Raw genomic sequence first — 25,498 nt, 5'->3', positions numbered from 1 at the left:
TCGCCGTCCGCCGGCCGGGGCGCGGCTGACGGTACACTGGCGGTCGTGTCCGATACCGTCAACCCCGATACCGTCAACAACGTGAAGAACGCCATGAACCGTCGAACCAAACCTGAAGTGCTCGCCCCCGCCGGCAACCTGCGCGGGCTGAAGACCGCCGTCGATTTCGGCGCCGACGCCGTCTACTGCGGCGGCAAGGCGTTCGGCATGCGCAGCGCACCGAAGAACCTGACCCTCGAGGATTTCGAGGAGGGCTCCCGCTACGCGCACGAACGCGGCGCCCGCGTGTACGTGACCTGCAACATCCTGCCGCGCAACGCCGAGGTCAAGGCGATGCGCGAGTACATCGGCCAGCTGAAGGACACGGGCGTCGACGCGCTCATCGTCACCGACATCGGCATCCTCATGGAGGCGCGCCGCATCGCGCCGGAACTCGAACTGCACGTCTCCACGCAGGCGGGCGTCACCAACTGGGGCGCCGCGAACGCGCTGTACGAGCTGGGCGCGCGCCGCGTGGTCCTCGCGCGCGAGATGGACATGCAGGCCGTGCGCGACATCCGCGCCAACATCCCCGCCGACATGGACGTCGAATGCTTCGTGCACGGGTCGATGTGCATGGCATTCTCCGGCCGCTGCCTGATCTCCAACTACCTGACCGGCCGCGACGGCAACCACGGCGAATGCGCGCAGCCGTGCCGCTGGAAGTATTCGCTGGTCGAAGAGAAGCGCCCCGGCCAGGTGTTCCCGATCGAGGAGACCGCCGAAGGCACGTACCTGTTCAACTCGCAGGACATGTGCATGATGGAGCATCTCGACGAGCTCATCGACTCGGGCGCCACGAGCCTCAAGATCGAAGGCCGCGCGAAGAGCGCCTACTACATCGCCGCCATCACCAACGCGTACCGGACCGCCGTCGACGAGTACATGGTCCAGCGCGGCTTCGAATCGCGCGACGGCGAGATCCTGCGCCCGTTCCACGACCGCGTCGTCGTGCCCGGGCAGCCCGCCCCCGCATGGCTGCTCGACGAGCGCGCCGCCGCGGCGGACGTTGACGCCGCCGTCGTCGCCGATGCCGATCCGTCCGTCCCGACGGCCGTCGCCGACGGCGACGCGCCGGTCGACGCCGTCCTGCGCAACGCCGACGCCGCCTTCTCCGGCGTCCCCGACCTCGTGTCCGAGGATCCGGCGGAGCCGACCGACGCGACTGCGTCGGAAGGGGCCGATGCTGCGGATACCGCCGTCGTCGCCGACTTGGTCGCGACGCCGTCCGCCGCGACGTGCGCGTGCGGTCGCACCGACGCGACGCAGTCCGACGGATGCTGCGGCGGCCATGACGACGCCGCGTCGTCCGACGGCTGCTGCGGCCGCGGCGACGGATCGTGCCGACGTGCCGATGCCGACGCTGCCGGCGTCGCCGAGTCCACCGCGCCGTCCGCCGGCGACGACCCGCTCGCGCCGGTCGAATCGGACGAATCCGGCTGGATCCACGCGCGCGTCGTGCCCGCGCCGAAGGTGACGCTGCCCGACTGGCTGAAGGAGGAGCCGTACAAGGTCGCCCACCGCGACTATTCGACCGGCTTCTACTATCCGGAGCAGAAGGTCGTGCAGAACACCGACCGGTCCGCGTACTTCCGCTCGTGGCTGATCGTCGGCGAGGTACTCGACTGGACCGCGGACGAAGGCGGCCGCGTCACGATCATGAGCCGCAACAAGATCGAAGCCGGCCAGGAGATCGAATTCCTGCTGCCGGGCCGCGCGCCGCTCGCGTACACGGTGCCCGGCGGCGCGTTCCGCGACGAGAACGGCGAACCGGTCGACGCGATCAACAATCCGGCGCACGTGTTCTCGTTCCCGTGCTCCGAACCGGTCCCGCACAACGCGGCGATCCGCTCGCGCACCAAGCGCCCCACCCTCAAGGCCGCCTGAGGCCGGCCTGACATCGGCCCGACCCCGGTCTGTGCCATACGAATCCCGACGCGGACATCATCCCCCCGCGTCGGGATTTGCATATTCGGGCCGCCTCCCATACAGATTGCGACGCTAACGGGCGGTCCCGCGTCGTAATCCGCACACTGAACCGGATTCCCATGCGGATTGCGACGCAAACGGATGTACCGGCGTCGTAATTTGCATGTGGGATCGGCTTTCCATACAGGTCGCGACGCAAACGGGCCCGTCTGCGTCGGGAATCGCTGCGATGTGAGACCTTCCAGTGCGCGGCCGCGAAGCAATTGGCCGAGTGAGGGGAAGAATCGGGGCCTTGCACGCTTCTTTCGGCGATCTGAGGGGACGGCCTGACGGGAGATCTCCGGTCCCATCGGTCACTTTCGAACGGAAATCGTTGGTTTCCGGGCTTCGGTTCGAGGGAATCCTTCCCCCTCAGTCAGGAGAAAGAAGCCTGCAAGGCCCCGATTCTTCCCCTCAGATCGAGAATTCATGCGAATCCGATCGACTATGAAGACGCACGGCCCATGCCCGCCACAATACGAAGCGCCCGCTTCCCGTACCGAGATAACGCAATCCGCCGCCAAACCCCGGATTCACGGGCCGGGATAGAGTAGGGAACCATGACCAAGCAGCAATACGACGACGCGATCCTCGACAGCAACGAGATCAGCCCGACCGACAAGGCCGGCAACCCCATCCCCGTGACCATCCCGATCGCGCTGGCCCCCGGCGTGACCGTCACCTACACGACGCGCCTCGGCGGCGTGAGCGGCGCCGACTTCGGCGGCTGCAACCTCGGCGGCAAGACCGGCGACGCCCCGACCGCCGTCGCCGCCAACCGCCGCGCGCTCGCCGACCAGCTCGGCCGACGCCTGTCGCTGCTCAGCCAGGTGCATTCCGGCATCGCCGTCGACGTCGACGACCTGTGGGAGGAGAACGCCGACTACGGGTTCGACGCGTCCGGTTTCGCCGCCGCCGATACGTCCGACGATACGTCCGACGCCGCCGGCGATGTCGCCGTCCCGCGCCTGATCGAAGCCGACGCGCAGGTCACGTCCCGCCGCGGCATCGCCCTCGGCGTGTTCGCCGCCGACTGTCTGCCCGTCCTGCTCGCCGACGCCGAAGCCGGCGTCATCGGCGTCGCCCACTGCGGCCGCCGCGGCCTGGAGGGGGGCGTCATCGGCGCGACCGTCAATCTGATGACCGCCAAGGGCGCGGCGACGGAACGCATCGTCGCCACGCTCGGCCCGTGCATCTGCGGCGACTGCTACGAGGTCGGCGGCGACATGGCCGACGCGTTCGATGCCCGGTTCCCCGGCACGTTCACGCTGAGCCGCTTCGGCCAGCCCGGCATCGACATCGCGGCCGCGGCGCGCGCCGAACTCGCCGCCGCCGGCATCCCGCTTGACAACATCGTCGAATCGCGCCCGCGCGTGGCCGCCGCCACCCAGTACCTGTGCGAGGATGAGGAGCTGGCCGGCCTGTGCGACACGGACGGCGAAGGCCCGGCGCTCGCCGACCGCATCGGTCAGGTGCGTCACAGCATGTGCACGGTCGAGAACCCGCTGTGGCATTCGCACCGACGCGCCGCGCTCGCCGGCAAGCGGACCGAAGGCCGCATGCTCGCCCTGATCGCCCTCGACTGAGCCGGGGGCGGCGGCCCATGTGACGTCGCGCCTCCCATCATCCTGATGCGACACGCCCGGAGTGGTCATACAGAACCCCGGATATGGTCCCGATTCGCCTGATTCAGAGACCCATCCCTCGTTCTGTATGCCCACTCCGGGCGCGTCGCATATCGGGGAGTCGAGAAAGGGTCGTTCGAGAGAGGGACTACGTCGTCTTCGAGGGCTGTCCAAGGCGGAATGGGGTGGGACGGGATATCCCGGAAACACGCCCGGAGTGGTCGTACGGAACGTCCGATACCTCTCGAAACACCCTGTTTTCAGGACCCATCTCCGGTTCTGTATGCCCACTCCGGGCGTGTCGCCGTATGGGATCGCCCCGCCGGGCGCGCGCCCGGCACAGTCCGTGCCAAGGCGACCACGCCGGGGACTACGGTTGAGCACATGAGCCAGAGAGAACATGCCCCCCAGTCCGTCCCGGTCGTGGCCGTCGTGCTCGCCGCGGGATTCGGCACCCGCTTCGACCCGGACAACCCCAAGCAGCTCGTGTCGGTCGGCGGCAAGCCGATCGTGTGCTGGAGCATCGAGGCGTTCGACTCGAATCCGCGCGTCAGCGACGTCATCGTCGTCGTCAATCCGGCCGTGCGTGACGCGGTCGAACGGCTGGTCGACCGCGCCGGCTATCCGAAGGTCCGCATGATCGTCGACGGCGGCCGCGAACGCGTCGACAGCACGATGGCCGCCCTCGACGCGCTCGCCGCGGCCGGCATCCCCGCCGACGCGAAGATCCTCATCCACGATTCGGTGCGCCCGTTCGTCGAACGCGAGTCGGTCGACGGCTGCATCGACGCGCTCGACGAATTCGATGCGGCGACGGTCGCGCTCGCCAGCACCGATACGATCCTGCTGACCCAGGACCGCGACGGCCGCGAGATCGTGTCGCGCGTGCCGGACCGTCCGCATACGTTCCGCGCGCAGACCCCGCAGGCGTTCCGATTCGCCACGATCCGCCGCGCGTACGAGCGCGCCGCCGTCGACCCGTCGTTCCACCCGACCGACGACACGCGCGTCGTGGTCGACTACCTGCCGGCCACGCCGGTCGCCGTGGTCGCCGGCAGCGAGTCGAATCTGAAGATCACGACGCTCGCCGACATGCCGCTCGCCGAGCGCATCGCCGCGGCCCGCCTAGGCGAACCGACGGCCGCCGCGACGACGGCCGCGACGGCCGTCCCGGCCGTCCCGTCCGACATGGCCAAGGAGGAGGCGCGCGCCCGCATGCACGCGATGCTCGCCCAGGCCGCCGCCCAGCTGCACTGACCGGCATCGAACGACACAGACCGACACAGACCGACACCGACCGACGTGAAGGAGCATGACATGAGCGAACCCACCGACGACAGGCGCGAACTGACCGTGGTGATGTCCGGATTCGACCATTACGACGGTGTCGCCGTGAACCCGGCGCTCGAAGTGCCGCGGATGCTCGCCGCCGAGCCGATCGACGTGGACGGCGTCACCGTGCGCGTCCACCCGGTCGCCCTGCCGGTCAGCTTCGCGAACGCGTGGCCGGAGCTGCGCGCGGCGATCGACGCGACGCACCCCGACATCGTCATCGCCACCGGGTTGAAGCACGAGGCGCGCGGCGTGATGCTGGAACGCTGCGCGACGAACCTGATGGACGCGAGCACGCCCGACGCGGACAACGCGACGCCGCGCCGCGAGCCGATCGACCCGTCCGGCCCGGCCGCGTACTGGACGCGCCTGCCGCTGCGTTCGATCCTCAAGGACTTCGCCGGCGACGGCATCCCCGCGTCGCTCAGCTCCGACGCGGGCACGTTCGTGTGCAACTCGCTGTTCTACAGCCTGCTCGCCTGGACGTCGACGCAGGACCGCGTGCTCAGCGGCTTCGTGAGCCTGCCGTGCGTCGCCGCGGGGGAGCGGCGCGCCGACGACTCGGCATCGCCGGCCGCGCCGGCCACCTCGTCCGCGCCGGCCGCCGTCCCGTCGCCGGCCGCGTCGCGCGGACTGACGTTGGAACGCCTGACCGAGGCCGTGCGCGACGTGGTGCGCGAGACGGTCCGCTACCATCTGGCCCCGTCCGCCGGCGACGTGGTCCTCGTCTGACATCGTTCCCCGCGGCCGTCCTCCCGCCGTCGGTCTGCCATGCGACCGCGAGCGCGGCCGCCGTGCGACGCCCGCCGCGTCCGCGTTCCGTCCACACTGCGACGCGCTCTGTGTGGATAAGGTGTGCCCCAGCATTTCTGGCGCGGCGTATGCGCTAGAGTGCCTGTAGTGATGTCCTGATGGGGGTCGTCAGGACGCGCCGTATGGTGATGAAAGGAATACAGGCATGGTGGATCGCTTTCCGATCACGTTGCGCGGATACGACAAGGACCGGGTCGACGAGGCCTTCGACGCGGCCCAGGAGACGCTGACTTCGCTGCGCGAGCAGGTCCGTCAGTACGACGAGCGCATTCTCCGACTTCAGGCCCAGCTGCAGGAGGAACGCAACAAGAAGGCCGGCCAGCCCGCCACCTTCGCATCGCTGGGCGCGAACGCCCAGCAGATGCTCGCCTCCGCCGAGCAGACCAGTTCCGAACTGCTGTCGCGCGCCAAGCAGGACGCGACCTCCACCCGCCAGGCCGCCCAGGCGCAGGCCGAGACGCTCATCAACAACGCCAAGCTCGACGCCCAGCACATCGTCGACGAGGCCTCGTCCAAGGCGAAGGCCACGCTCGACGCCGCCAACGAGAAGGCCGAGACGATCACCGTCGCCGCCCAGGAGGAGGCGGCCCAGCTGCGCGCCGAGACCGCGCGCATCGTGTCCGAGCAGCGCCAGTCCACCGACCTGGAGCTGTCGAACTCGCGCGAGGAGCACAAGAAGCGCATGGCGTCCGAACGCGCCACGCAGGAGCGCGAGCTGTCCGACATGAAGGCCGAGGCCGCGCAGCAGATCGCCGAACAGCGCCGCACCGCCAACGAGGAGATCTCCCGCCTCAAGAGCGAGACGAACGACCAGATCGAGTCGGCGCTCGCCGAGGCGAACCGCAAGCTCGCGGACGTGCGCGAGCAGGTGTCGAAGATGATGTCGGAGGCGCAGCGCAAGGCCGCGGAGATCACCGACACGGCCACGTCGAAGGCGCAGGAGATCGTCGACGACGCCGAGGTGCACCGCACGAAGACGATGAGCCAGGTCAACGCCGAGGTCGAGCAGATCCGCGCCGACATCGCCGCCCAGCAGGACGAGGCGACGAAGAAGGTCGACGAGCTGCTGGAGCATCTCGAGGAGCGCCGCACCGCAGCCAAGGACGAGGTCGACGAGCAGATCGCGCAGGCGAAGACCGTGCGCGAGGAGGCCGACGAGTACGCGCAGTCCAAGCGCGCCGAGGCCGACGCGCAGGCCGCTGAGATCATCCGCCGGGCCGACGAGGAGGCCGCCGCGCAGGTCGAGGAGCGCCGTCAGGCCGCGCAGGTCGAGATCGACGGTCTGGAGAGCCACATCGCCGACCTGCAGCAGCGCGAGTCGAGCATCACGCAGCGCGTGTCCGAGCTGCGCGCCATGTTCGCGAACGTGTTCAGCGGGTTCGCGGCCGAGACGATGCCGCTCAACCCGGCCGTCATCGAATCGTCCGTCGTCGACGCGACCGTCGACGATGACGACGCCGACGACGCGACCGTCGCCATCGGCCAGGGCGACTGACATCCGTCCGGCACCGGCGATCCGTCGCCGATCCGCCGCCGTCGTGACGGCGTCATGACGCCACGAACGACCCGCCGCGGGATTCCCGCCGGCGGGTCGTCGCATATCCGGCGCGCCGACGGGGCCGCGCCGACCCGGTCGCGGCGGTCGTCATCGTGTCAACCGACGCCCGGCGCGTGGCGAGTACACTATGTAGCTGTTTGTCGGTACGGCATCCGCCGTGCGACGCCCGACGCCATGCGCGCCGGCCCGCCGCGCTGCGGATGCCGTCGTTGTGTCGGCCCACAAGGCCGGCCGGATCAAAGGAGAATCGCATGAGTGACATCACCGCGCTGAGCGCCGAGGCGCTCGGCAGCCTGCGTGACGAATTCGACGCCAACGCCACGAACCGTCTGGCGATGAACGCCGTCACCGCCGCCGGCATCGACAAGGTGGCCCGCAACTACGATCGCGCCCGCCAGCTGCAGCGCCGCTTCTCGACCGTCGTCGACAACGGCGAGGCGACCCACCAGGACCGCTCCGGCCGCTGCTGGCTGTTCAGCTCGCTGAACGTGGCCCGCTTCGTCGCCAAGAAGAACATGAACCTCAAGGAGTTCGAGTTCTCCCAGAACTATGCGATGTACTTCGACAAGCTGGAGCGCGTCAACTACTTCCTCAAGGACGTCGCCGCACTGATCGAGGCCGGCGAGACCGCCGACTCGCGTCTCATCCAGCACCTGCTCGCCGACGTGATGGGCGACGGCGGCCAGTGGACGATGGCGATGAACGTGTACAAGAAGTACGGCGCCGTCCCGAAGGACCTGTTCCCGGAGACCGAGTCGTCGAAGAACACCGGCCCGATGAACACGCAGCTGCGCCACCTGCTGCACACCGCCGTCGCGCACCTGTTCGACGCGGCCGGCGACGCCGAGGCCACCGCGAAGATCGTCGCCGACGCGACCGCCGCCGGCCACCGCATCCTCACCATCCACCTGGGCGAGCCGCCGGTCTCCTTCGACTGGGAGTGGACCGACAAGGACGGCGAGTTCCACCGCGACGGCGAGATCACGCCGGTCGAGTTCTGGAACAAGTACGTCGGCCCGGCCGACCTGGAAAGCTACGTGTGCCTGGTCGACGACCCGCGCCGCGAGCATCCGAAGGGCAAGAAGATCGGCATCGAGCACCTGGGCAACGTGGCCGGCGGCGACGCGACCGAGTACCTGAACGTGCCGAACCAGTTCATGAAGGACTGCGTGCGCCAGATCCTCACCGAGCAGGGCATCCCGGTGTGGTTCGGCGCCGACTGCGGCCCGTTCATGGACCGCCAGTCGGGCGCGTGGGCGACCGACCTGTTCGAGTACGACCGCGTGTACGGCGTCGACTTCGACATGGACAAGGAGGCGCGCGTGCGCTTCGGCGACTCGGCGATGAACCACGCGATGGCGTTCGCCGGCGTCGACGTGGCCGAGGACGGCGTCACCACCCGCCGCTGGCGCGTCGAGAACTCGTGGGGCACCGACATCGCCGACAAGGGCTACTTCACGATGAGCGACGACTGGTTCACCGAGTACGTGTACGAGGTCGCCGTCCCGAAGGCGATGCTCCCGGCCGAGTACCAGGCCGCGCTCGACGAGCCGGCCCAGATGCTCCCGGCCTGGGATCCGATGGGCGCCCTCGCCTGATCGTTTCCCCGGTTCCCACGGTCTCCTTGCGTCGCAATCCGTACACGACCCGACGGTCCGTTACGGATTGCGACGCGGGGACTACATGCAGCGTCGCAATCGGTACGTGATCTGACCGTCGGTTACCGATTGCGACGCGGAACACCTGCGTTGCGTCGCAATCCGCATATGATCAATGACGGACATACGGATTGCGACGCGACCGTCCTGCCCTGTGTCGGGATTCGTACGGGATGGGCCTGATTTCATACGACTTGCGACGCGGGAGTCGCGTGTTGCGTCGTGATTCGTATGGGATGGTCCCGATTCTTACGACTTGCGACGCGCACGGCCTGCGTCGCGTCGGGATTCGTACATGACAACCCGGTTCCGTGCGGATTGCGACGCAACCATCCGTCGTCCGCCGGTCCCGCCCGTGCCGGTCCCGGCCGTGCCGGCCCCGGCCGCGCCGCCCCCGTCCCACGTTGCGGTCGGGCCGGGCTCCGACGCCGACCCATCCGTTAAGGTATGGTCGATATCGGCGGCCCGCCCGCGGGCCCGGCCGCCGCATCCGTATGACCGCAAGGAGAGGAAGAGGCACGATGGCAGGGTTGCGAGGTCCGGACAGTTCCGAGGACGCGCGTCGACTGGACGAGCACGCCGTGTTCCCGGAGACGGTGGATGTGAACATCCGTCAGCTCGACCCGATCCCCGCGCCACGGTATTTCCTCAAGGAGCTGCCGCTGACCGACGCGATGAGCGACCTGGTGCTGCGCTCGCGTCAGGAGATCCGCGACATCCTGCACGGCCGCGACGACCGTCTGCTGGTGATCGTCGGCCCCTGCTCGATCCACGATCCGAAGGCCGCGCACGACTATGCGACCCGCCTGGCCGCCGTCAACGAGGAGCTGCGCGACCGGCTGATGATCGTCATGCGCGTGTACTTCGAGAAGCCGCGCACGACGATCGGCTGGAAGGGTCTGATCAACGACCCTGATCTGGACGGCCGCTTCAACATCCGCAAGGGCATGTGGCTGGCGCGCAAGGTGCTGACCGACGTGCTGGAGCTGGGCCTGCCGACCGCGACCGAATGGCTCGACCCGATCACCCCGCAGTACATCTGCGACCTGATCAGCTGGGGCGCGATCGGCGCGCGCAACACCGAATCGCAGGTGCACCGCGAGCTGGCGAGCGGCCTGTCGATGCCGGTCGGCTTCAAGAACGCCACCGACGGCTCGGTCAAGCCGGCCGCCGACTCGTGCTATGCGGCCGCGTTCGAGCACCATTTCCTGTCGATCAACCTCGACGGCCGCGTCATCTCCGCCGAGACGAAGGGCAACCCCGACTGCCATCTGGTGCTGCGCGGCTCCAACCACGGCCCGAACTACGACGCGGCATCCGTCGCGCAGGCGCTGGCCGATCTGAAGCGTTCCAAGGCGGCCGGCCCCAGCGAGCACGGTCTCGTCATCGACGCGGCGCACGGCAACTGCGGCAAAGACGAGACGGTCGAGGCCGAGGTCGTGGAGAACATCGCCGAGCGCGTCGCCGCCGGCGAGCAGGGCATCCTCGGCGTGATGATGGAAAGCTTCCTCAAGGCCGGCAACCAGAAGCCCGCGCCGCTCGACCAGCTCGAATACGGCAAGTCGGTCACCGACTCGTGCGTCCCGTGGGACCGCACCGAACAGCTGCTGCACACGCTCGCCGACGCCGTCGCCGCCCGCCGCGCCGCCTGACCGCCGCGGGCGACGCGCCCGACACCCGGCCCGCCGACCGCGCCGACCGCGCGCCGGCGGGCCGATCCGTGACGACCGAAGGAGGTTCCGTCATGCACCCCGTCCTGCGCTGCGCGATCGTCGACGACGTCGCCGACCACCGCGACCGGCTCGCGTCGTCCGTGGCCTCCTACTGCGCCGCGCGCGCGATCGGCTGCGGAATCGAACGGTTCGACTCTCCCGCCGCATTCGTCGCCGCGTTCCGCGCGGCCCGGTTCGACGTGGTGTTCCTCGACGGCTACTTCGACACGCTCGACTCGCCCGACGACGCGCGCACGACCGGCATGGACGCGGCCCGATGGCTACGTCGCCACGGCTTCGACGTGCCGGTCGTGTTCACCACGGTCAGCACCGACTTCGCGGTCGCCGGCTACGGCGTGGACGCCGCCGGCTATCTCGTCAAACCGTTCCTGCAATCCGAACTGGCCGTCGTGCTCGACAAGATCGTCTCCCGGATGCCCGGCGTCGGCGCAGGCGCCGGCGGTGCGGCGACGGCCGGATCCGCCCCGCCGGTCCCGCCGTCCGTCATCGACCTGCCGATCGGCGCGCACGACGCCGACCTGCTGCGCACGCGCGTTCTCGACGCCGCGGCGATGGCCGCCATCATCACCCCCGAGCCGACGGACGCGTCCGTCGCGTCCGTCGCATCCGTCGCATCCGGGGCATCCGGGGCGTCCGTGGCATCCGCCGCATCGTCCGCATCCGCGCCGACGTCCGTATCCGACGCGCAGCCGGTCCTGCGCGTCGATACGGAACGGCTGGCATACTGCCGCGCCGACCTGCACCGGGTCGCGTTCCACGACGCGCTCGACCCGGCCCGACCGGCGTTCAGCGTGCGCATGAGCTTCTCCACGCTCGAATCGGCGCTCGCAGGCATGCCGTGGTTCTTCGTGTGCGCCCGCGGCTACGTCGTCAACCTCGACTGTGTGGCCGGACTCGACGGCGACGCGTTCGTCCTGTCCCGCGGCGGCGTGCGCGTGCCGGTGAGCCGCCGCCGCGCCGCCGAGGCGCGCGCCCGCTACGCCGACCACGTCTTCAGCATGATGCGCGACGATCCGCCCGCCGCATTCGCGTCCGCCGCGCCCCCATCCGCCGCGTCCGCCGCGTCCGCCGCGCCCCCGTCCGCCGCGTCCATCACCTCCGGGAGCCGCCCATGATCGCCTCGATCCACGTCGCCGCGACCGTTCCGGCCGTGGCCTCGCCCGTCCCGTCCATCTTGGCCGCCATATACGTCGTCGCGCCGCCGCTCGCGTTCCTCTACGATTCGTCGACGATCGCGCCGCTGACGCCGTCCACGCTGCTCATCGTCCTGGCCGAGCATGCGACGCTCGTCCCGGCGATCGTCCTGTGCTTCGCGATCGCGTGGGATCTGCTGCGCGTGCCGCATCGCATGGTGGTCGTATCGACCGTGGCCGCGGTCGTCGGCTACCTGCTGGCGTCGGTGTGGCTGTACTTCTTCGCCCCCGTGTCCGATGTGGTGGGCGCGTCGCTGTCGCTCGCGTTCGCCGCGTTCGTATGCCTGTGGTTCTGGCATGTGACGGACCTCGACCTGCCGCGCGCCCTGTTCACGTCGCTGTCGTGCGCGGCGATGATGGCCGTCTGCGTGTTCGTCGGCCAGATGGCCGACATGGTCGCCAACGACGAGTGGCGTGCGCTCGGCCCGTACTCGTCGTTCGCGGGCGTCATCGCCGAATACGGGCTGGCGGTCGCGGCGGTGGCGCTGCTGTGGCGGCCGGCGCGCACGATGATGCCGCGCATCCTGCGCAGTCCGGTCATCGAACCGGTCGCGTGGCGCGTGCTGTGGCTGGCGCCGTTCGGCCTGTACGTGCTGCTCATGATGTACCACGGCCGTCAGATGGACGTGATGACGGATGCGACCGCCCAGCTGGGCGTGTTCGCGGTGACGATGTACTGCGCGCTGCTGCTGATGCTGTACTGGCTGCTTGCGAAGGTGGACTGCGAGGCGTCGCGTCGCGTCGAGGCGGAGCAGTCGGCCCGCCAGCTCGAACTGGGTCGCGCGCAGGTGAGGTCGCTCACCGATCGCATGGCGCAGGCGCGCCGGTCGCGCCATGACCTGCGGCAGCATATGGTCGCGTTGCACGGGTATGCGCGCAACGACGACCTGCCGGGATTGCGTCGCTATCTCGACGCGATGGTCGCCGACCTGGGCGTCGATGAGCCGCTCGCGGTATGCGACCATGTGGTCGTCAACGCGGTCGTCTCGTATTACGTGGCGGCGGTCCGTTCGCTCGGCGTGCGTCCGGATGTGCGTCTCGACGTGCCCGCCGACCTGTCGTTCGACGCGACCGACCTGACCGTCGTGTTCGGCAATCTGCTGGAGAACGCGCTCGCCGCGCTGCGCGGGCAGTGCGCGCAGGAGGCGCGCCCCGCGTTCCTGACGGTGCGCTCGCGCACGGGTCGCGGCGGCGAACTGTTCCTCACGATCGACAACTCGTTCGTGGGCGGACCCCGCCGCGACCGGTCGGGCCATTGGCTGTCGTCGCACCATGACGGTGCGGGCGTCGGTCTGGAGTCGGTGCGTTCGACGGTGGAACGTCTGGGCGGCGAGATGCGCGTCGACGCGTCCGACGGGATCTTCCGCGTCTCGATCATGCTTCCCGACGGCGGGCGCACGGCCGTCGCGGCCTGAGCGGCCGGCCGCCGACGCATCCGTGTGCCCCCGTCGTGGGCGTCCCACGCCGTCGCGCGCCGACGCGGCGACGGCCTGATGCCGGCGTCCTTGCCGTTCATGACGCACGGGACGCCATTCGTGCCGCGTCGGGACCGTTCGTGCCGCGAGCGTGGCGGACCATGCCCCCGAAACCGTACCCTCGAAAGGGACGCCGGATGCGCTCTGTCCCGGCGTGGGGGAGGTACGATCATGACGGATGCCGAGATGACGATGCCGGGCGACGGCGCCGGTGCCGTCGATGGCGCCGCGGGCGGAAACGGCTCGCCGGCAAGGGACCATACGGTCTGGGAGCGGCTTTCCCGGGAGGTGATCCACCGCTTCTACACGGGCGACGTCGTCTGGCTGTCGGAACGTTTGGACGGTGATTTCGCCGGCATCGGCGCGCAGCCGGAACAGTACCGCATATCGACGCAGGGCATCCTGTTCAACGCGATCGCCCTGCCCGATCTGGTGTTCACGTCGGAACGCTACGAATGGGTCGCGTCCTGCGACGGACTGACGGTCGTGATGGGCCAGTACGAGGCGTATACGGCGCCCGATCAGGGAATCGTGTTCGCCGATACGCAGCGGTTCACGATGGTCTGGCGCGGCGAGCCGGCCCACGCGCGGCTGGTCCACTGGCATGTGTCGAACCCGCTGCGCGCGGCCGAGGAGGGCGAGCAGTTCCCCTACCGGGCCGGCGCGGCCGGATTGCGCGCGGTGTCGCTCATGGCCGAACAGAAACGGTACCGTCGCGAACTGCGCATCCAGGACGTGGCCGGCGCGATCCACCGGCTGCTGCCGTTCGACCTGCGCTACCTGTCGGTCGACGGGCATAACACGGTGCTGCACATGACCGACGGCAGCACGTACACGGTGCACGAGGGGCTGTCGTCGTTCCTCGCCGCGAACGGACTGGACGGTCCGGACGGCGGATTCGTGCGCATCCACCGCGGATACGTGGTGAACGCCCTGTACGTGCGCAGCGTGTCCGACAAGGTGGTGATGACCGACGGCATGGAACTGCCTCTGCCGTCGCGCCGGCAGAGCGAGATCCGCGAGGCCATCGCCGCCGCCCGGCGCGACTGACCGCGGGCGCGCCCGCCCGTCCGCACCGCTTCGGCCGGGCGTGAACAGTGCATGGCCTATCCTTGGGGAAGACCAACGAGCCAAGGAGAGACCATGCCGTCGCAACAGCATCAGCAGCCGTGCGCCGACGCCGCACTGTGCGGCGCGCCCGCATCGGGCGAAGCGCCCGCGTCCGCGCACCCGCTGCACGTCGGCCAGCAGCCGCTCAACACCCCCGAGGACCTGCACGTCATCCGCAAGGCGATCCGCGACGGCAAGAACCCGCTGACCGCCACCGACGTGCCGCGCTGGGAGGACCAGGTCGGCATCGACCGCATCATCAACCGCCGCGTCGTCGAACTCGAACCGCTGCCCACGCCCGCCCAGGTGCTCGCCGACCTGCCGCTCGACGCCGCCGCCCAGGCGGTCGTCGCCGGCTCGCGCGACGAGATCCGCGCCTGCCTGTACGGCCAGGACGACCGCCTGCTCGTCATCGTCGGCCCCTGCTCCGTGCACGACCCGGCCGCCGCGCTCGACTACGCGCACCGGCTCGCCGGCGTCATGGCCGACGTCGACGGCGAACTGCTCATCGTCATGCGCGTCTACTTCGAGAAGCCGCGCACCACCGTCGGCTGGAAGGGCCTCATCAACGACCCCGACATCGACGGCTCGCACAACATCCGCAAGGGCCTGCTGCTCGCACGTCGCACCCTGCTCGGCGTGCTCGGCGAAGGCCTCGCCGCCGCCACCGAATTCCTCGAACCCACGTCGCCGCAGTTCATCTCCGACGCGGTCAGCTGGGGCGCGATCGGCGCGCGCAACACCGAATCGCAGGTCCACCGCCAGCTCGCCAGCGGCATGTCCATGCCGATCGGCTTCAAGAACGCGACCGACGGCTCCGTCAAGGCCGCCGTCAACGGCTGCTACGCGTCCGCCCAGCAGCACACGTTCTTCGGCATCGACCATCTGGGCCGCGCCTGCGCCGTCGAAACGCTCGGCAACCCCGACTGCCACGTCGTGCTGCGCGGCTCCATCCACGGCCCCAACTACGACACCGCATCCGTCGCCGCCGCCATGGCCGACGTGCGCGCCATGATGCCCGCCGACTCCGCCGCCGCGCACGGCGTCATCGTCGACTGCTCGCACGGCAACTCCGGCAAGGACGAACGACGCCAGGCCGAAGTCGTGCGCGACATCGCCCGCCGCATCGCCGACGGCGAGACCGGCATCACCGGCATCATGATGGAAAGCTTCATCGAACCCGGCAACCAGCCCGCCGGGCCGCTCGACAGCCTCGTCTACGGCAAGTCCATCACCGACAAGTGCATCGGCTGGGACGAGACCGAACGGCTTCTGCGCGAACTCGCCGACGCCGTCGCCGCCCGCCGGCGCAAGTGACGACCGCGACGCACCAGCAGCGGCAACGAGCGGACCAGCCGCCGGAACCAACGAACGAAAGGAACGACATGACCACCATCGCCATCATCGGAGCCATGGACGAAGAGGTCGCGCACATCGCCGACAGCCTCGAGCACGTCGCCCACGACCACGCCGCCAGCCTCGACGTGACCCGCGGCACCATCACCGCCGACTCCGGCACCGTCATCGACGTGGCCGCCACCGTCGGCGGCATGGGCCTCGTCAACGCGGCCGCCACCACCCAGCACCTCATCGACACGTACCATCCCGACGCGATCGTCTTCTCCGGCATCGCCGGCAACCTCAACAAGACGCTCCACATCAACGACGTCGTCCTCGGCGGCACCCTGCGCTACCTCGACACCGACATGCGGCTCGTCGGCCAGTGGACGCCCGGCACGCACGACGCGCCCGTCGAGGAGTTCCACTCCGACCCGCGGCTCGTGGCGCTCGCCGACGCCGCCCTCGACGACATGGGCATCACGCATGTGACCGGCACGATCGCGTCCGGCAACTACTTCGTGGACGACCCGGCCAAGGTGGCCGAGGTGATCGCGCTGACCGGCGCCGACGCGGTCGAGATGGAGGGCGCGGCGGTCGCGCACGTCGCCGCCCGCAACGGCGTGCCCGCGCTCGTGATCCGCGCGCTGTCCGACAACGCCGACACCGACTACGAGGTGTTCCGCGAGTTCGACATCACCGAATACGCGGACACGGCGGCGCGACTGACCGTCAACATCCTGCGCCGGTTCTGACCGGTTCGCGGCGTCCTGAGGGGCGCCGCTTTTCGTAGGCGCGGGTGCGCGTTCCGCCGGCCGGTCGCGGCGAAGGTGAACGGAAGGCGAACTCGCGGCGACGGCTGGGCGAGCGCCGCGTTGCCGCCGGGTGTCCGCCGGTAGTCTGGAAGCGGAAGCGATCGTGGCCGCGGCGTGACGTGGCCGACGGGCATGGCATGGCCGATGACGGTGACGAAGGGAGGCGGCATGGACTGGTGGCGGGTCGCCCTGCTGGTGGGCGTGGCGCTGGCCGTGGTCGGCGTGATCGTGTTCCACGCGTACGAGCTGGGCCTGGACGCGGGGGAGCGGCTGGCCCGTTCCGGCGGCCGTCGCGGCGGCCGGCGTGGCGGCCGTGCCTCCGACGGTCCGTCGGGCGACGGCGGCTCGCTGTTCGACGACGCCCGGTCCGACCGCCCGGTGCGGGCGTTGGAACGCGGGCTGATCGAGGCGATGCCCGAGGCGGTGATCGTGCGCAGGGGTGACGGCCGCATCGTGTACGCGAGCGACAAGGCGGCCGATCTGGGCGTCGTGGCCGGCGGCCGCGTCGTCTCCTCCGAACTCGAACGGATCACGCAGCGGTTCCTCGCCGACCGGATCGCGCGCGAACGCGAGATGGCGTTGTCTGGTCGGTCGGATGCCGGCGGGCCGCGTGCCGACGGCCGCGGCGTGCGGGCGGGGGAGCGGACCGTGGCGGACGGCCGTCATGTGCGCGTGCGCGTCAGGCCGCTCGGCGACGACCTGTACGTCGTGTTCCTCACGGACGTGAGCGACCGGCGGCGGTTCGAGTCGATGCGCCGCGACTTCGTCACCAATGTGTCGCACGAGCTGAAGACCCCGGTGGGCGCGATCGCGCTGCTCGCCGAGACGATCGGCGACGCCGCCGACGACCCGGATGCGGTGCGCTACTTCGCGGGCCGTGTCGCCAAGGAGTCGGAGCGTCTGTCCGCGCTGGTGCGCCGGCTCATCGACCTGCAGAAGGCCGAGTCGATGGACGAATCCGTGACGCTTGCGCCCACGTCCGCGACGGCGGTCGCGCGCGCCGCGATCGCGGAGAACCGCGTGCAGGCCGACGCGCACGGCATCGCGGTCCGGCTGACCGTCGGCGGCATCGACGTCGCCGCCGAGGGCGACGCCGCGCCCGGCGGCGACGCCCTCGACGAGCCGTCCGATGTGACGGTCATGGCCGACCGCGAGGCGCTCGTCATGGCGGTGAAGAACCTCGTGGAGAACGCGATCCACTATTCGCCCGACCATACGACCGTCGTCGTCGTGGTCGACAGGCGCGACGACCGCGCGACGATCCGCGTCATCGACCAGGGCATCGGCATCCCCGCCGACAAGCTCGACCGCGTGTTCGAACGGTTCTACCGGGTCGATCCGGCCCGCTCGCGCGAGACCGGCGGCAGCGGACTCGGCCTGTCGATCGTGCGGCACTGCGTCGAGCAGTGCGGCGGCACCGTCTCGGTATGGTCGCACGAGGGCAGCGGATCGACGTTCACGATCGAACTGGACGCCGCCTAGCCGGCGGCCGCATCGCCCGCCGGCGCGTGCGCGTCACGGCGGGGAAGGAAAGGAGAAGGACATGACGCACATTCTCATCGTCGAGGACGAGGAGTCCTACCGCGAACCATTGGTCTACCAGCTGACGCGCGAAGGCTACGACGTGTCCGCCGCGGCCACCGGCGAGGAGGGGTTGGAGACGTTCACGCGTGGCGGCATCGACCTCGTGCTGCTCGACCTCATGCTGCCCGGCATCGACGGCACCGCGCTGTGCCGGCGCATCCGCGAGCAGAGCCGCGTGCCGATCATCATGCTCACCGCCAAAAGCGCCGAGATCGACAAGGTCGTCGGCCTGGAGATCGGCGCCGACGACTACGTGACCAAGCCGTACTCGTTCCGCGAACTGCTCGCGCGCATCCGCGCCGTGCTGCGACGCAACCTGATCGTCGAGGAGCGCGCATCCGGCGGGCCGGACGCGGAGCCGCCGCTGGTGTGCGGCGACGTCGTCATGCGCGTCGCCCGCCACGAGGTGAGCGTGCGCGGCACCAGCGTGTTCTTCCCCCTCAAGGAGTTCGAACTGCTCGAATACCTCATGCGCAACAAGGGGCGCGTGGTCACCCGCCACCAGCTCATCGACCGCGTGTGGGGCGCCGACTACGTGGGCGACACGAAGACGCTCGACGTGCACGTCAAACGCGTGCGCGCCAAGATCGAACCCGACCCGTCGCGGCCCGTCCACCTGACCACCGTGCGCGGCCTCGGCTACCGCATCGACGACCCCGCCGCGTGACGGACGTCTGTCCGCCGGATGGGCGTCGGACGGCCGCGAACTGTTCACCCGGCGTTCACCCAAACCGGTCCGGACGGCGCTCCGGCTCCCATAGGCTTGAACTGTCAAACGAAATGCAGACAGCACAGATTGACAGCAAAGAGAGACACGATCATGCGTAAGAATGTTGCGATCCGTTCCATCGCCGCCCTGTCGGCGCTTGCGATGCTGGGCGCGCTCGCCGCCTGCGGCGACAACGCCCCCGCCACCTCCTCCGGCCAGACCACGACCGATCAGAACACGACGGCCGCCGAGATCTCCGGCAAGTTCTCCGGAGCGGGCGCCTCCTCCCAGCAGGCCGCCGTCGAGGCGTGGATCAACGGCTTCCAGGAGACCAACCCCGACGCCGACATCTCCTACGACCCGTCCGGTTCCGGCGCGGGCGTCACCACCTTCCTGACCGGCGCCACCGCGTGGGCCGGCTCCGACAAGGCCCTGTCCGACGACGAGGTCGACAAGTCCGCCTCCGTGTGCGCCGACGGCACCGCGTTCGACGTGCCCGTCTACATCTCCCCGATCGCCGTGATCTTCAACCTCAAGGGTGTCTCCGACGCGGGCAAGCACGTCAACATGGACGCCTCGACCATCGCGAAGATCTTCGACGGCAAGATCACCACATGGAACGACCCGGCCATCGCCGACCAGAACAAGGACCTCGACCTGCCCGACACGCCCATCACCGTCGTGCACCGCTCCGACAAGTCCGGCACCACGCAGAACTTCGTCAGCTACTTCAAGGACGTCGCCCCCGACGACTGGACCTACGACCTGTCCGAGAACTGGCCGAACGAGGTCGGCCAGGGCGCCAAGGGCACGTCCGGCGTGGTCAACACCGTCGGCCAGGCCGACGGCACCATCGGCTACGCCGACCTCTCCCAGGTGGGCGACCTGGGCACCGTCGCCGTCAAGGTCGGCGACTCGTACACCGAGATCTCCGCCGACGCCGGCTCCAAGGTCATCGAGGACTCCCAGCTCGACGAGACCGTCAAGGGCGAGCACCGCGTCGTCGTCACCATCAACCACACCACGCAGGCCGACGGCGCGTACCCGATCGTGCTCGTCTCCTACGACATCGCCTGCCCCGCCTACAAGGACGCCGACACCGCCGCATTCGTCAAGTCCTGGCTCACCTACGTGACCAGCGACGCCGGCCAGCAGACCGCCTCCGCCAACGCCGGATCGGCGCCCCTGCCCGCCAACATCGCCGACAAGGTCGCCGACTCCATCGACGCCATCGCCGTCAAGTAAACCCCGGCCCCAAGCCCCCTTCGCCGAAGGGGGCCTGCGGCGCGTCCGGAACCGCCGGACGCACCCGCCCACGCACAAGGAGAAGCTGTGAGTTCACAAGCATCATCGCCGGCCGCACACCCCACGCGGCCCGCGCGCGCCGCCGGTGAAGGCAGATCCGGCAAGACCGCCGACAAGGTCTTCCGCGCCGTCGCCAACGCCGCCGGCATCCTCATCCTCGTGGTCCTCGCCGCGGTGTTCCTCTTCCTGCTGTACCGCGCCTGGCCGCTCATCGGCGGCGACCGCGACGCCAACGTCGCCACCATCGAATCGTTCACCGGCGGCAAGGCCCACGGATTCTGGCAGTACGTCGGACCGCTGGTCTTCGGCACCGTGCTCGTCTCGGCGCTCTCGCTCATCATCGCGTTCTTCGTCGCCCTGGGCATCGCGCTGTTCATCTCCCACTACGCGCCCAAACGGCTCGCCGCCGCGCTCAGCTACGTCGTCGACCTGCTCGCCGCCATCCCCTCCGTCATCTACGGCCTGTGGGGTGGCCTGATCCTCGTGCCCGCCATCCACCCCTTCTGGAACTGGGTGGCCACCTACCTGGGCTGGATCCCGATCTTCGCCGGACCGGCCGCCAACCCGTCACGCACCGTCGCCACCGTCTCCGTCGTGCTCGCCGTCATGATCCTGCCGATCATCACGTCCGTGTCACGCGACATCTTCCTCCAGACGCCCCGCCTCCAGGAGGAGGCGGCGCTCGCATTGGGCGCCACCAAATGGGAGATGATCCGACTGGCCGTCCTGCCGTTCGGCAAATCCGGCATCATCTCCGCATCCATGCTCGGCCTGGGCCGCGCCCTCGGCGAGACCATGGCCGTGCTCATGATCCTGTCGCCCGGACTCAACTACTCCATCCGCCTGCTGCAGGCGTCGCAGAACCAGACCATCGCCGCCAACATCGCCGCCCAGTACGGCGAAGCCAACGAACTGGGCGTCTCCACGCTCATCGGCACCGGTCTGGTGCTGTTCGTCATCACGTTCCTCGTGAACTTCATCGCCCGTAAGATCACCGAGAAAGCGAGCGCGCAATGACCGCCGAACCGAAATCCGCGATGGACGGCGCGCCCGTCATCGACTTCGACAAGTTCACCCCCACCCGCTCGTTCATCGCCTCGCGCAAACGCCGCGACGCGATGATGCGCGTGTTCATCTCGCTGGCCTTCCTCATCGCCTGCATCCCGCTCGTCTCCGTGCTGTGGACCACCGTCGCCAACGGCGTCAAGCGCTTCAACGTCGACTTCCTGACCCACAACATGCGCGGCGTCGTCGGCGGTGCCATGACCGGCTCCGGCGGCTACGGCGGCGTGCTGCACGCGATGATCGGCACGCTGGAGATCACGTTCGGCGCGATGCTCATCTCCGTGCCCGTCGGCCTCATGTGCGCCGTATACCTCATCGAATACTCGCGCGGCAGCCGCCTCGCCCGCTCGATCGAACTGCTCGTTGACGTCATGAGCGGCATCCCCTCGATCGTCGCCGGCCTGTTCGCGTTCTCGATGTTCACGATCTTCTTCGGCCCCGGCACCATCAACGGCATCGAAGGATCCGTGGCGCTCTCCCTGCTCATGATCCCCACCGTTGTCAAGACCAGCGAGGAGATGCTGCGCATCGTGCCCAACGACCTACGCGAAGCCTCCTATGCGCTGGGCGTCACCAAACAGCGCACCATCACCAAGATTGTGCTGCGCACCGCCCTGCCCGGCATCGTCTCCGGCGTGATCCTCGCCATCGCGCGCGTCATCGGCGAGACCGCGCCGCTGCTCATGACCGCCGGCTACACCGCCTCCACGAACCTCAACCCGTTCGACGGCAAGATGACCACCCTGCCCGTCTACGTCTACCAGGAGTATTCGAAGCTGCGCGCCAACTGCCCCGCCGGCTCCGACGCCACCTGCGTGACCACCATCCCGATGGAACGCGCATGGGCCGCGGCGCTCGTGCTCATCGTCATCGTGCTCATCCTCAACCTGATCGGCCGGCTCGTGGCGAAGGTGTTCGCCGTCAAGACGGAACGCTGACGCCGCCCGCTCCCCATCCGTCCCCCGCAACCGCAAGCAAGCAAATCCAAGGAAATCCCATGGGACAACGCATTGATGTCAACCATCTGAACATCTACTACGGCGACTTCCTCGCCGTGGAGGACGTCAACCTCAACATCGAGGCCAACAAGGTCACCGCGTTCATCGGCCCGTCCGGCTGCGGCAAGTCGACCGTGCTGCGCAGCCTCGACCGCATGCACGAAATCATCCCCGGCGCGCACGTGACCGGCGAGGTGCTGCTCGAAGGCCGTAACCTGTACGCCAAGGACGTGGACCCGGTCGAGGTGCGCCGCGACGTGGGCATGGTGTTCCAGCGCCCCAACCCGTTCCCCACGATGTCGATCCGCGAGAACGTGCTCGCCGGCGTGCGCCTCAACAACCGCCGCATCAGCAAGTCCGACGCGGACGATCTGGTCGAGTGGGCGCTGCGCGGCGCGAACCTGTGGAACGAGGTCAAGGACCGGCTCGACAATCCGGGTGTCGGCCTCTCCGGCGGCCAGCAGCAGCGCCTGTGCATCGCGCGCGCCGTGGCCGTGCATCCGCAGGTGCTCCTCATGGACGAACCGTGCTCGGCACTCGACCCGATCTCCACGCTCGCCGTCGAGGACCTCATCGAGGAGCTCAAGGGCGACTACACGATCGTGATCGTCACGCACAACATGCAGCAGGCGGCGCGCATCGCCGACTACACCGCGTTCTTCAACCTCAAGGCCGTGGGCCAGCCGGGCCACCTCGAATACTTCACCGACACGGTCACCATGTTCAACAACCCGCAGAACGCCGAGGCCGAACGCTACGTCTCCGGTCGCTTCGGCTGATCGGCCGCCGCCATGTCCGCATCGCCGCGTCCCATGACCCGCGGCGATGCTATGGTGAGCGTGTCCGTCGCCGATTGCTCCGCGGCGGACGTGGGCGAGTCGCAATTCTCGCCGGGGCCCGCGGCATCGATGATGCAGTGGCATCGCCGCGCCGTCCCTAACAACCCACGATAAGGACAGAAAGAAGTTATGGAGAAGTTCTTCCATCTCAAGGAGAACGGCACGACCGTGTCCACCGAGGTCATGGCCGGTCTGACCACGTTCTTCGCGATGAGCTACATCATCGTCGTCAACCCGCAGATTCTGAGCCAGACGGGCATGCCGTGGGGCGGCGTGTTCCTGGCCACCATCATCGCCGCGATCATCGGCACGCTGGTCATGGGCCTGTTCGCGAACGTGCCGTACGCGCAGGCCGCCGGCATGGGCCTGAACGCGTTCTTCACCTACACCGTGTGCTTCGGCCTGGGCTTCACCTGGCAGGAGACGCTGTGCATGGTGTTCCTGTGCGGTCTGATCAACATCCTGATCACCGTCACCAAGGTGCGCAAGATGATCATCAAGTCGATCCCCGAGTCGCTGCAGCAGGCGATCGGCGGCGGCATCGGCCTGTTCGTCGCGTACGTCGGCATGCTCAACGTCGGCCTGATCACGTTCACCACCAAGGACGCCGAGTCCGCCGGCCAGGGTCTGGCGACCGCCGCCACCCCGGGTCTGGCCACGTTCGACAACAAGACGCTGTGGGTGTTCCTCATCGGCCTGCTGCTGGCCGTCGTGTTCACCGTGCTCAAGGTCAAGGGCGGCATGCTGCTGGCCATCGCGATCACCACGGTAATCGGCATCCCGTTCGGCGAGACGAACTTCGGCTCGTCCGTGTCGATCGGCGAGACGTTCTCCCAGCTGCCGACCACGTTCGGCGCGATCTTCTCCGCCGACGGCTTCCCGGCCCTGTTCTCCGACATGTCGCGTCTGCCGCTGGTGCTGGTGACGATCTTCGCGTTCTCGATGTCCGACACGTTCGACACGCTCGGCACGTTCATCGGCACCGGCCGCCGCACCGGCATCTTCTCCGCCGAGGACGAGAAGGCCCTGGAGAACGGCTCCGGCTTCTCGTCGAAGATGGACAAGGCGCTGTTCGCCGACTCGATCGCCACGTCGATCGGCGCGATCTGCGGCACGTCGAACACCACCACCTACGTCGAGTCGTCCGCCGGCATCGCCGCGGGCGGTCGTACCGGCCTGACGTCCGTGGTCGTGGCGATCTGCTTCGCCCTGTCCGCGTTCCTGTCCCCGATCATCTCCGCCGTGCCGTCGTCCGCGACCGCGGGCGTGCTGGTGATCGTCGGCTGCATGATGGCCGCGTCCCTCAAGGACGTCGACTGGACCGACATCACCGAGGCGATCCCGGCGTTCTTCGCCGCCGTGTTCATGGCGTTCTCGTACTCGATCTCGTACGGCATCGCCGGCGGCTTCATCATGTACTGCATCGTCATGACCTGCAAGAAGAAGGCGAAGGAGGTCCACCCGGTCATCTGGACCGTGGCGATCCTGTTCGTCCTCGACTTCATCCTCAACGCGGTCCTGTAGTGGCCCTGTAGGCGGGCCGCAAAGTCCGTTCAGCCGTCGCGTCGCCTCGTTGCGCGGACATATGACGGCCTTTCGTATGGTCCCCGTCGGGGTTTCCGGCGGGACCATCGTATATCCTCTCTTCAGGTTTTGACGTGCAGGGCCCGTACGGTCTCACACGCCGGTCGAATTCGCATGAATTCCTGATCTGAGGGGAGAAATCGGGGCCCTGCACGCTTCTTTTCGCAAACTGAGGGGAAGGATTCCCCTGATTCGAAGGTCGGATTCCAAGGGTCTTCTGCCGAAAGCGCACGATGGGGCCGGAGGTTTCCGACCAGATCATCCCCTCAGATCGCCGAAAGAAGCGTGCAGGGCCCGGATTCTTCCTCTCGCTCGGCCAATCGCTTCGTCGCCGTGCTCTGGAAGATCCTGCGCCATAGTGATTCCCGTTGCCGATCCGATACTCGTACGGTTCGCTTCCTTCACGCGCCAAATGAAGCCATACGGCCCTTGCACGTCGAAAACGGAAGAGCGATGTTGTCCGCGCCCGTGTCCTCCAGGCGTAGGCAACGCTTATCTGGCACGCTGAGGGCAGATTGTCGACGTCGCACAGTGCTATACGGCAAACTGAGGGCACTCGTACTTCCCCACACCTGCCATGCCCCTTAGACCTTGGCCACATGTTGCGCCTTATGTAACGACTGCGGAGAGTCGAGGTGCCTCATTTGAAAATGAGCGCGTAATCCGGAGTGGTGCCTCACCTGTGGTGAGCGTGAAATCCTAGTCCGCGTCGGCTTGTGGGGTTTCGTCGTCTTCCGGTTCGACGCCCGCGATCCGG

Annotated in this window: 19 protein-coding genes; all 19 read left to right on the top strand. The window is 68.6% G+C overall.

Features of this window, described 5'->3' with window-relative positions:
* Nucleotides 1-93 precede the first annotated feature (93 nt).
* The 19 genes from D2E24_RS06685 to D2E24_RS06590 all read left to right on the top strand — a co-directional run bounded on the left by D2E24_RS06685 (nucleotide 94) and on the right by D2E24_RS06590 (nucleotide 24,681).
* On the top strand, nucleotides 94-1,926 hold the full coding sequence (locus D2E24_RS06685; protein ID WP_125968592.1) for a peptidase U32 family protein: 1,833 nt from the start codon (nucleotides 94-96) through the stop codon (nucleotides 1,924-1,926).
* Between the two features lie 641 nt (nucleotides 1,927-2,567).
* Nucleotides 2,568-3,593: a purine nucleoside phosphorylase YfiH/LACC1 family protein gene (locus D2E24_RS06680; RefSeq protein WP_125968571.1), complete on the top strand. Its 1,026-nt coding sequence runs from the start codon at nucleotides 2,568-2,570 to the stop codon at nucleotides 3,591-3,593.
* Nucleotides 3,594-4,016: 423 nt separating this feature from the next.
* The gene (locus D2E24_RS06675; protein ID WP_125968570.1) at nucleotides 4,017-4,889 is read left to right on the top strand and encodes an IspD/TarI family cytidylyltransferase; all 873 of its coding nucleotides are present in this window, start codon (nucleotides 4,017-4,019) and stop codon (nucleotides 4,887-4,889) included.
* Between the two features lie 60 nt (nucleotides 4,890-4,949).
* Nucleotides 4,950-5,696 (top strand): pyroglutamyl-peptidase I, encoded by a 747-nt coding sequence (locus tag D2E24_RS06670; protein ID WP_125968569.1) that lies wholly within the window; start codon nucleotides 4,950-4,952, stop codon nucleotides 5,694-5,696.
* 226 nt (nucleotides 5,697-5,922) lie between these two features.
* Complete coding sequence (locus D2E24_RS06665) at nucleotides 5,923-7,272, top strand: DivIVA domain-containing protein (protein WP_125968568.1); 1,350 nt, start codon at nucleotides 5,923-5,925, stop codon at nucleotides 7,270-7,272.
* 314 nt (nucleotides 7,273-7,586) lie between these two features.
* Nucleotides 7,587-8,933 carry a C1 family peptidase gene (locus D2E24_RS06660; RefSeq protein WP_125968567.1) on the top strand — a complete coding sequence of 449 codons (1,347 nt, stop codon included), beginning with the start codon at nucleotides 7,587-7,589 and terminating at the stop codon, nucleotides 8,931-8,933.
* Nucleotides 8,934-9,514: 581 nt separating this feature from the next.
* Nucleotides 9,515-10,645: a 3-deoxy-7-phosphoheptulonate synthase gene (locus tag D2E24_RS06650; RefSeq protein ID WP_125968565.1), complete on the top strand. Its 1,131-nt coding sequence runs from the start codon at nucleotides 9,515-9,517 to the stop codon at nucleotides 10,643-10,645.
* Nucleotides 10,646-10,737: 92 nt separating this feature from the next.
* Entirely contained in the window at nucleotides 10,738-11,841 is a 1,104-nt protein-coding gene (locus D2E24_RS06645) for a LytR/AlgR family response regulator transcription factor (RefSeq protein ID WP_125968564.1), read from the top strand.
* Nucleotides 11,838-13,334: a sensor histidine kinase gene (locus D2E24_RS06640; RefSeq protein WP_125968563.1), complete on the top strand. Its 1,497-nt coding sequence runs from the start codon at nucleotides 11,838-11,840 to the stop codon at nucleotides 13,332-13,334. The genes D2E24_RS06645 and D2E24_RS06640 overlap by 4 nt, the downstream gene beginning before the upstream one ends.
* A gap of 231 nt (nucleotides 13,335-13,565) precedes the next feature.
* Nucleotides 13,566-14,444 (top strand): LytTR family DNA-binding domain-containing protein, encoded by an 879-nt coding sequence (locus D2E24_RS06635; protein ID WP_164521045.1) that lies wholly within the window; start codon nucleotides 13,566-13,568, stop codon nucleotides 14,442-14,444.
* A gap of 93 nt (nucleotides 14,445-14,537) precedes the next feature.
* Nucleotides 14,538-15,821, top strand: a complete 1,284-nt coding sequence (locus D2E24_RS06630) for a 3-deoxy-7-phosphoheptulonate synthase (RefSeq protein ID WP_125968561.1) — start codon at nucleotides 14,538-14,540, stop codon at nucleotides 15,819-15,821.
* A 68-nt stretch (nucleotides 15,822-15,889) separates the two neighbouring features.
* Nucleotides 15,890-16,597, top strand: coding sequence for a 5'-methylthioadenosine/S-adenosylhomocysteine nucleosidase (mtnN, locus tag D2E24_RS06625; RefSeq protein WP_125968560.1), 708 nt, complete (start codon nucleotides 15,890-15,892; stop codon nucleotides 16,595-16,597).
* 228 nt (nucleotides 16,598-16,825) lie between these two features.
* Nucleotides 16,826-18,139, top strand: coding sequence for an ATP-binding protein (locus tag D2E24_RS06620; protein WP_125968591.1), 1,314 nt, complete (start codon nucleotides 16,826-16,828; stop codon nucleotides 18,137-18,139).
* A gap of 61 nt (nucleotides 18,140-18,200) precedes the next feature.
* Complete coding sequence (locus tag D2E24_RS06615; protein WP_125968559.1) at nucleotides 18,201-18,908, top strand: response regulator transcription factor; 708 nt, start codon at nucleotides 18,201-18,203, stop codon at nucleotides 18,906-18,908.
* A 153-nt stretch (nucleotides 18,909-19,061) separates the two neighbouring features.
* Nucleotides 19,062-20,195, top strand: a complete 1,134-nt coding sequence (pstS, locus tag D2E24_RS06610) for a phosphate ABC transporter substrate-binding protein PstS (RefSeq protein WP_125968558.1) — start codon at nucleotides 19,062-19,064, stop codon at nucleotides 20,193-20,195.
* 87 nt (nucleotides 20,196-20,282) lie between these two features.
* A complete protein-coding gene (gene pstC, locus D2E24_RS06605) occupies nucleotides 20,283-21,272 on the top strand; it encodes a phosphate ABC transporter permease subunit PstC (RefSeq protein ID WP_125968557.1) in 990 nt (329 codons plus the stop codon).
* Nucleotides 21,269-22,258, top strand: a complete 990-nt coding sequence (pstA, locus tag D2E24_RS06600; protein ID WP_164521044.1) for a phosphate ABC transporter permease PstA — start codon at nucleotides 21,269-21,271, stop codon at nucleotides 22,256-22,258. Before pstC ends, pstA begins: the two co-directional genes overlap by 4 nt.
* 59 nt (nucleotides 22,259-22,317) lie before the next feature.
* Complete coding sequence (pstB, locus tag D2E24_RS06595; RefSeq protein ID WP_125968556.1) at nucleotides 22,318-23,097, top strand: phosphate ABC transporter ATP-binding protein PstB; 780 nt, start codon at nucleotides 22,318-22,320, stop codon at nucleotides 23,095-23,097.
* Between the two features lie 189 nt (nucleotides 23,098-23,286).
* Nucleotides 23,287-24,681, top strand: coding sequence for an NCS2 family permease (locus tag D2E24_RS06590; protein WP_125968555.1), 1,395 nt, complete (start codon nucleotides 23,287-23,289; stop codon nucleotides 24,679-24,681).
* Nucleotides 24,682-25,498: the final 817 nt, after the last annotated feature.

This window comes from Bifidobacterium samirii (genome assembly GCF_003952945.1).
In the GTDB taxonomy this organism is placed as follows: Bacteria; Actinomycetota; Actinomycetes; order Actinomycetales; family Bifidobacteriaceae; genus Bifidobacterium; species Bifidobacterium samirii.
This window is presented reverse-complemented; position numbering and strand designations above follow the sequence as displayed.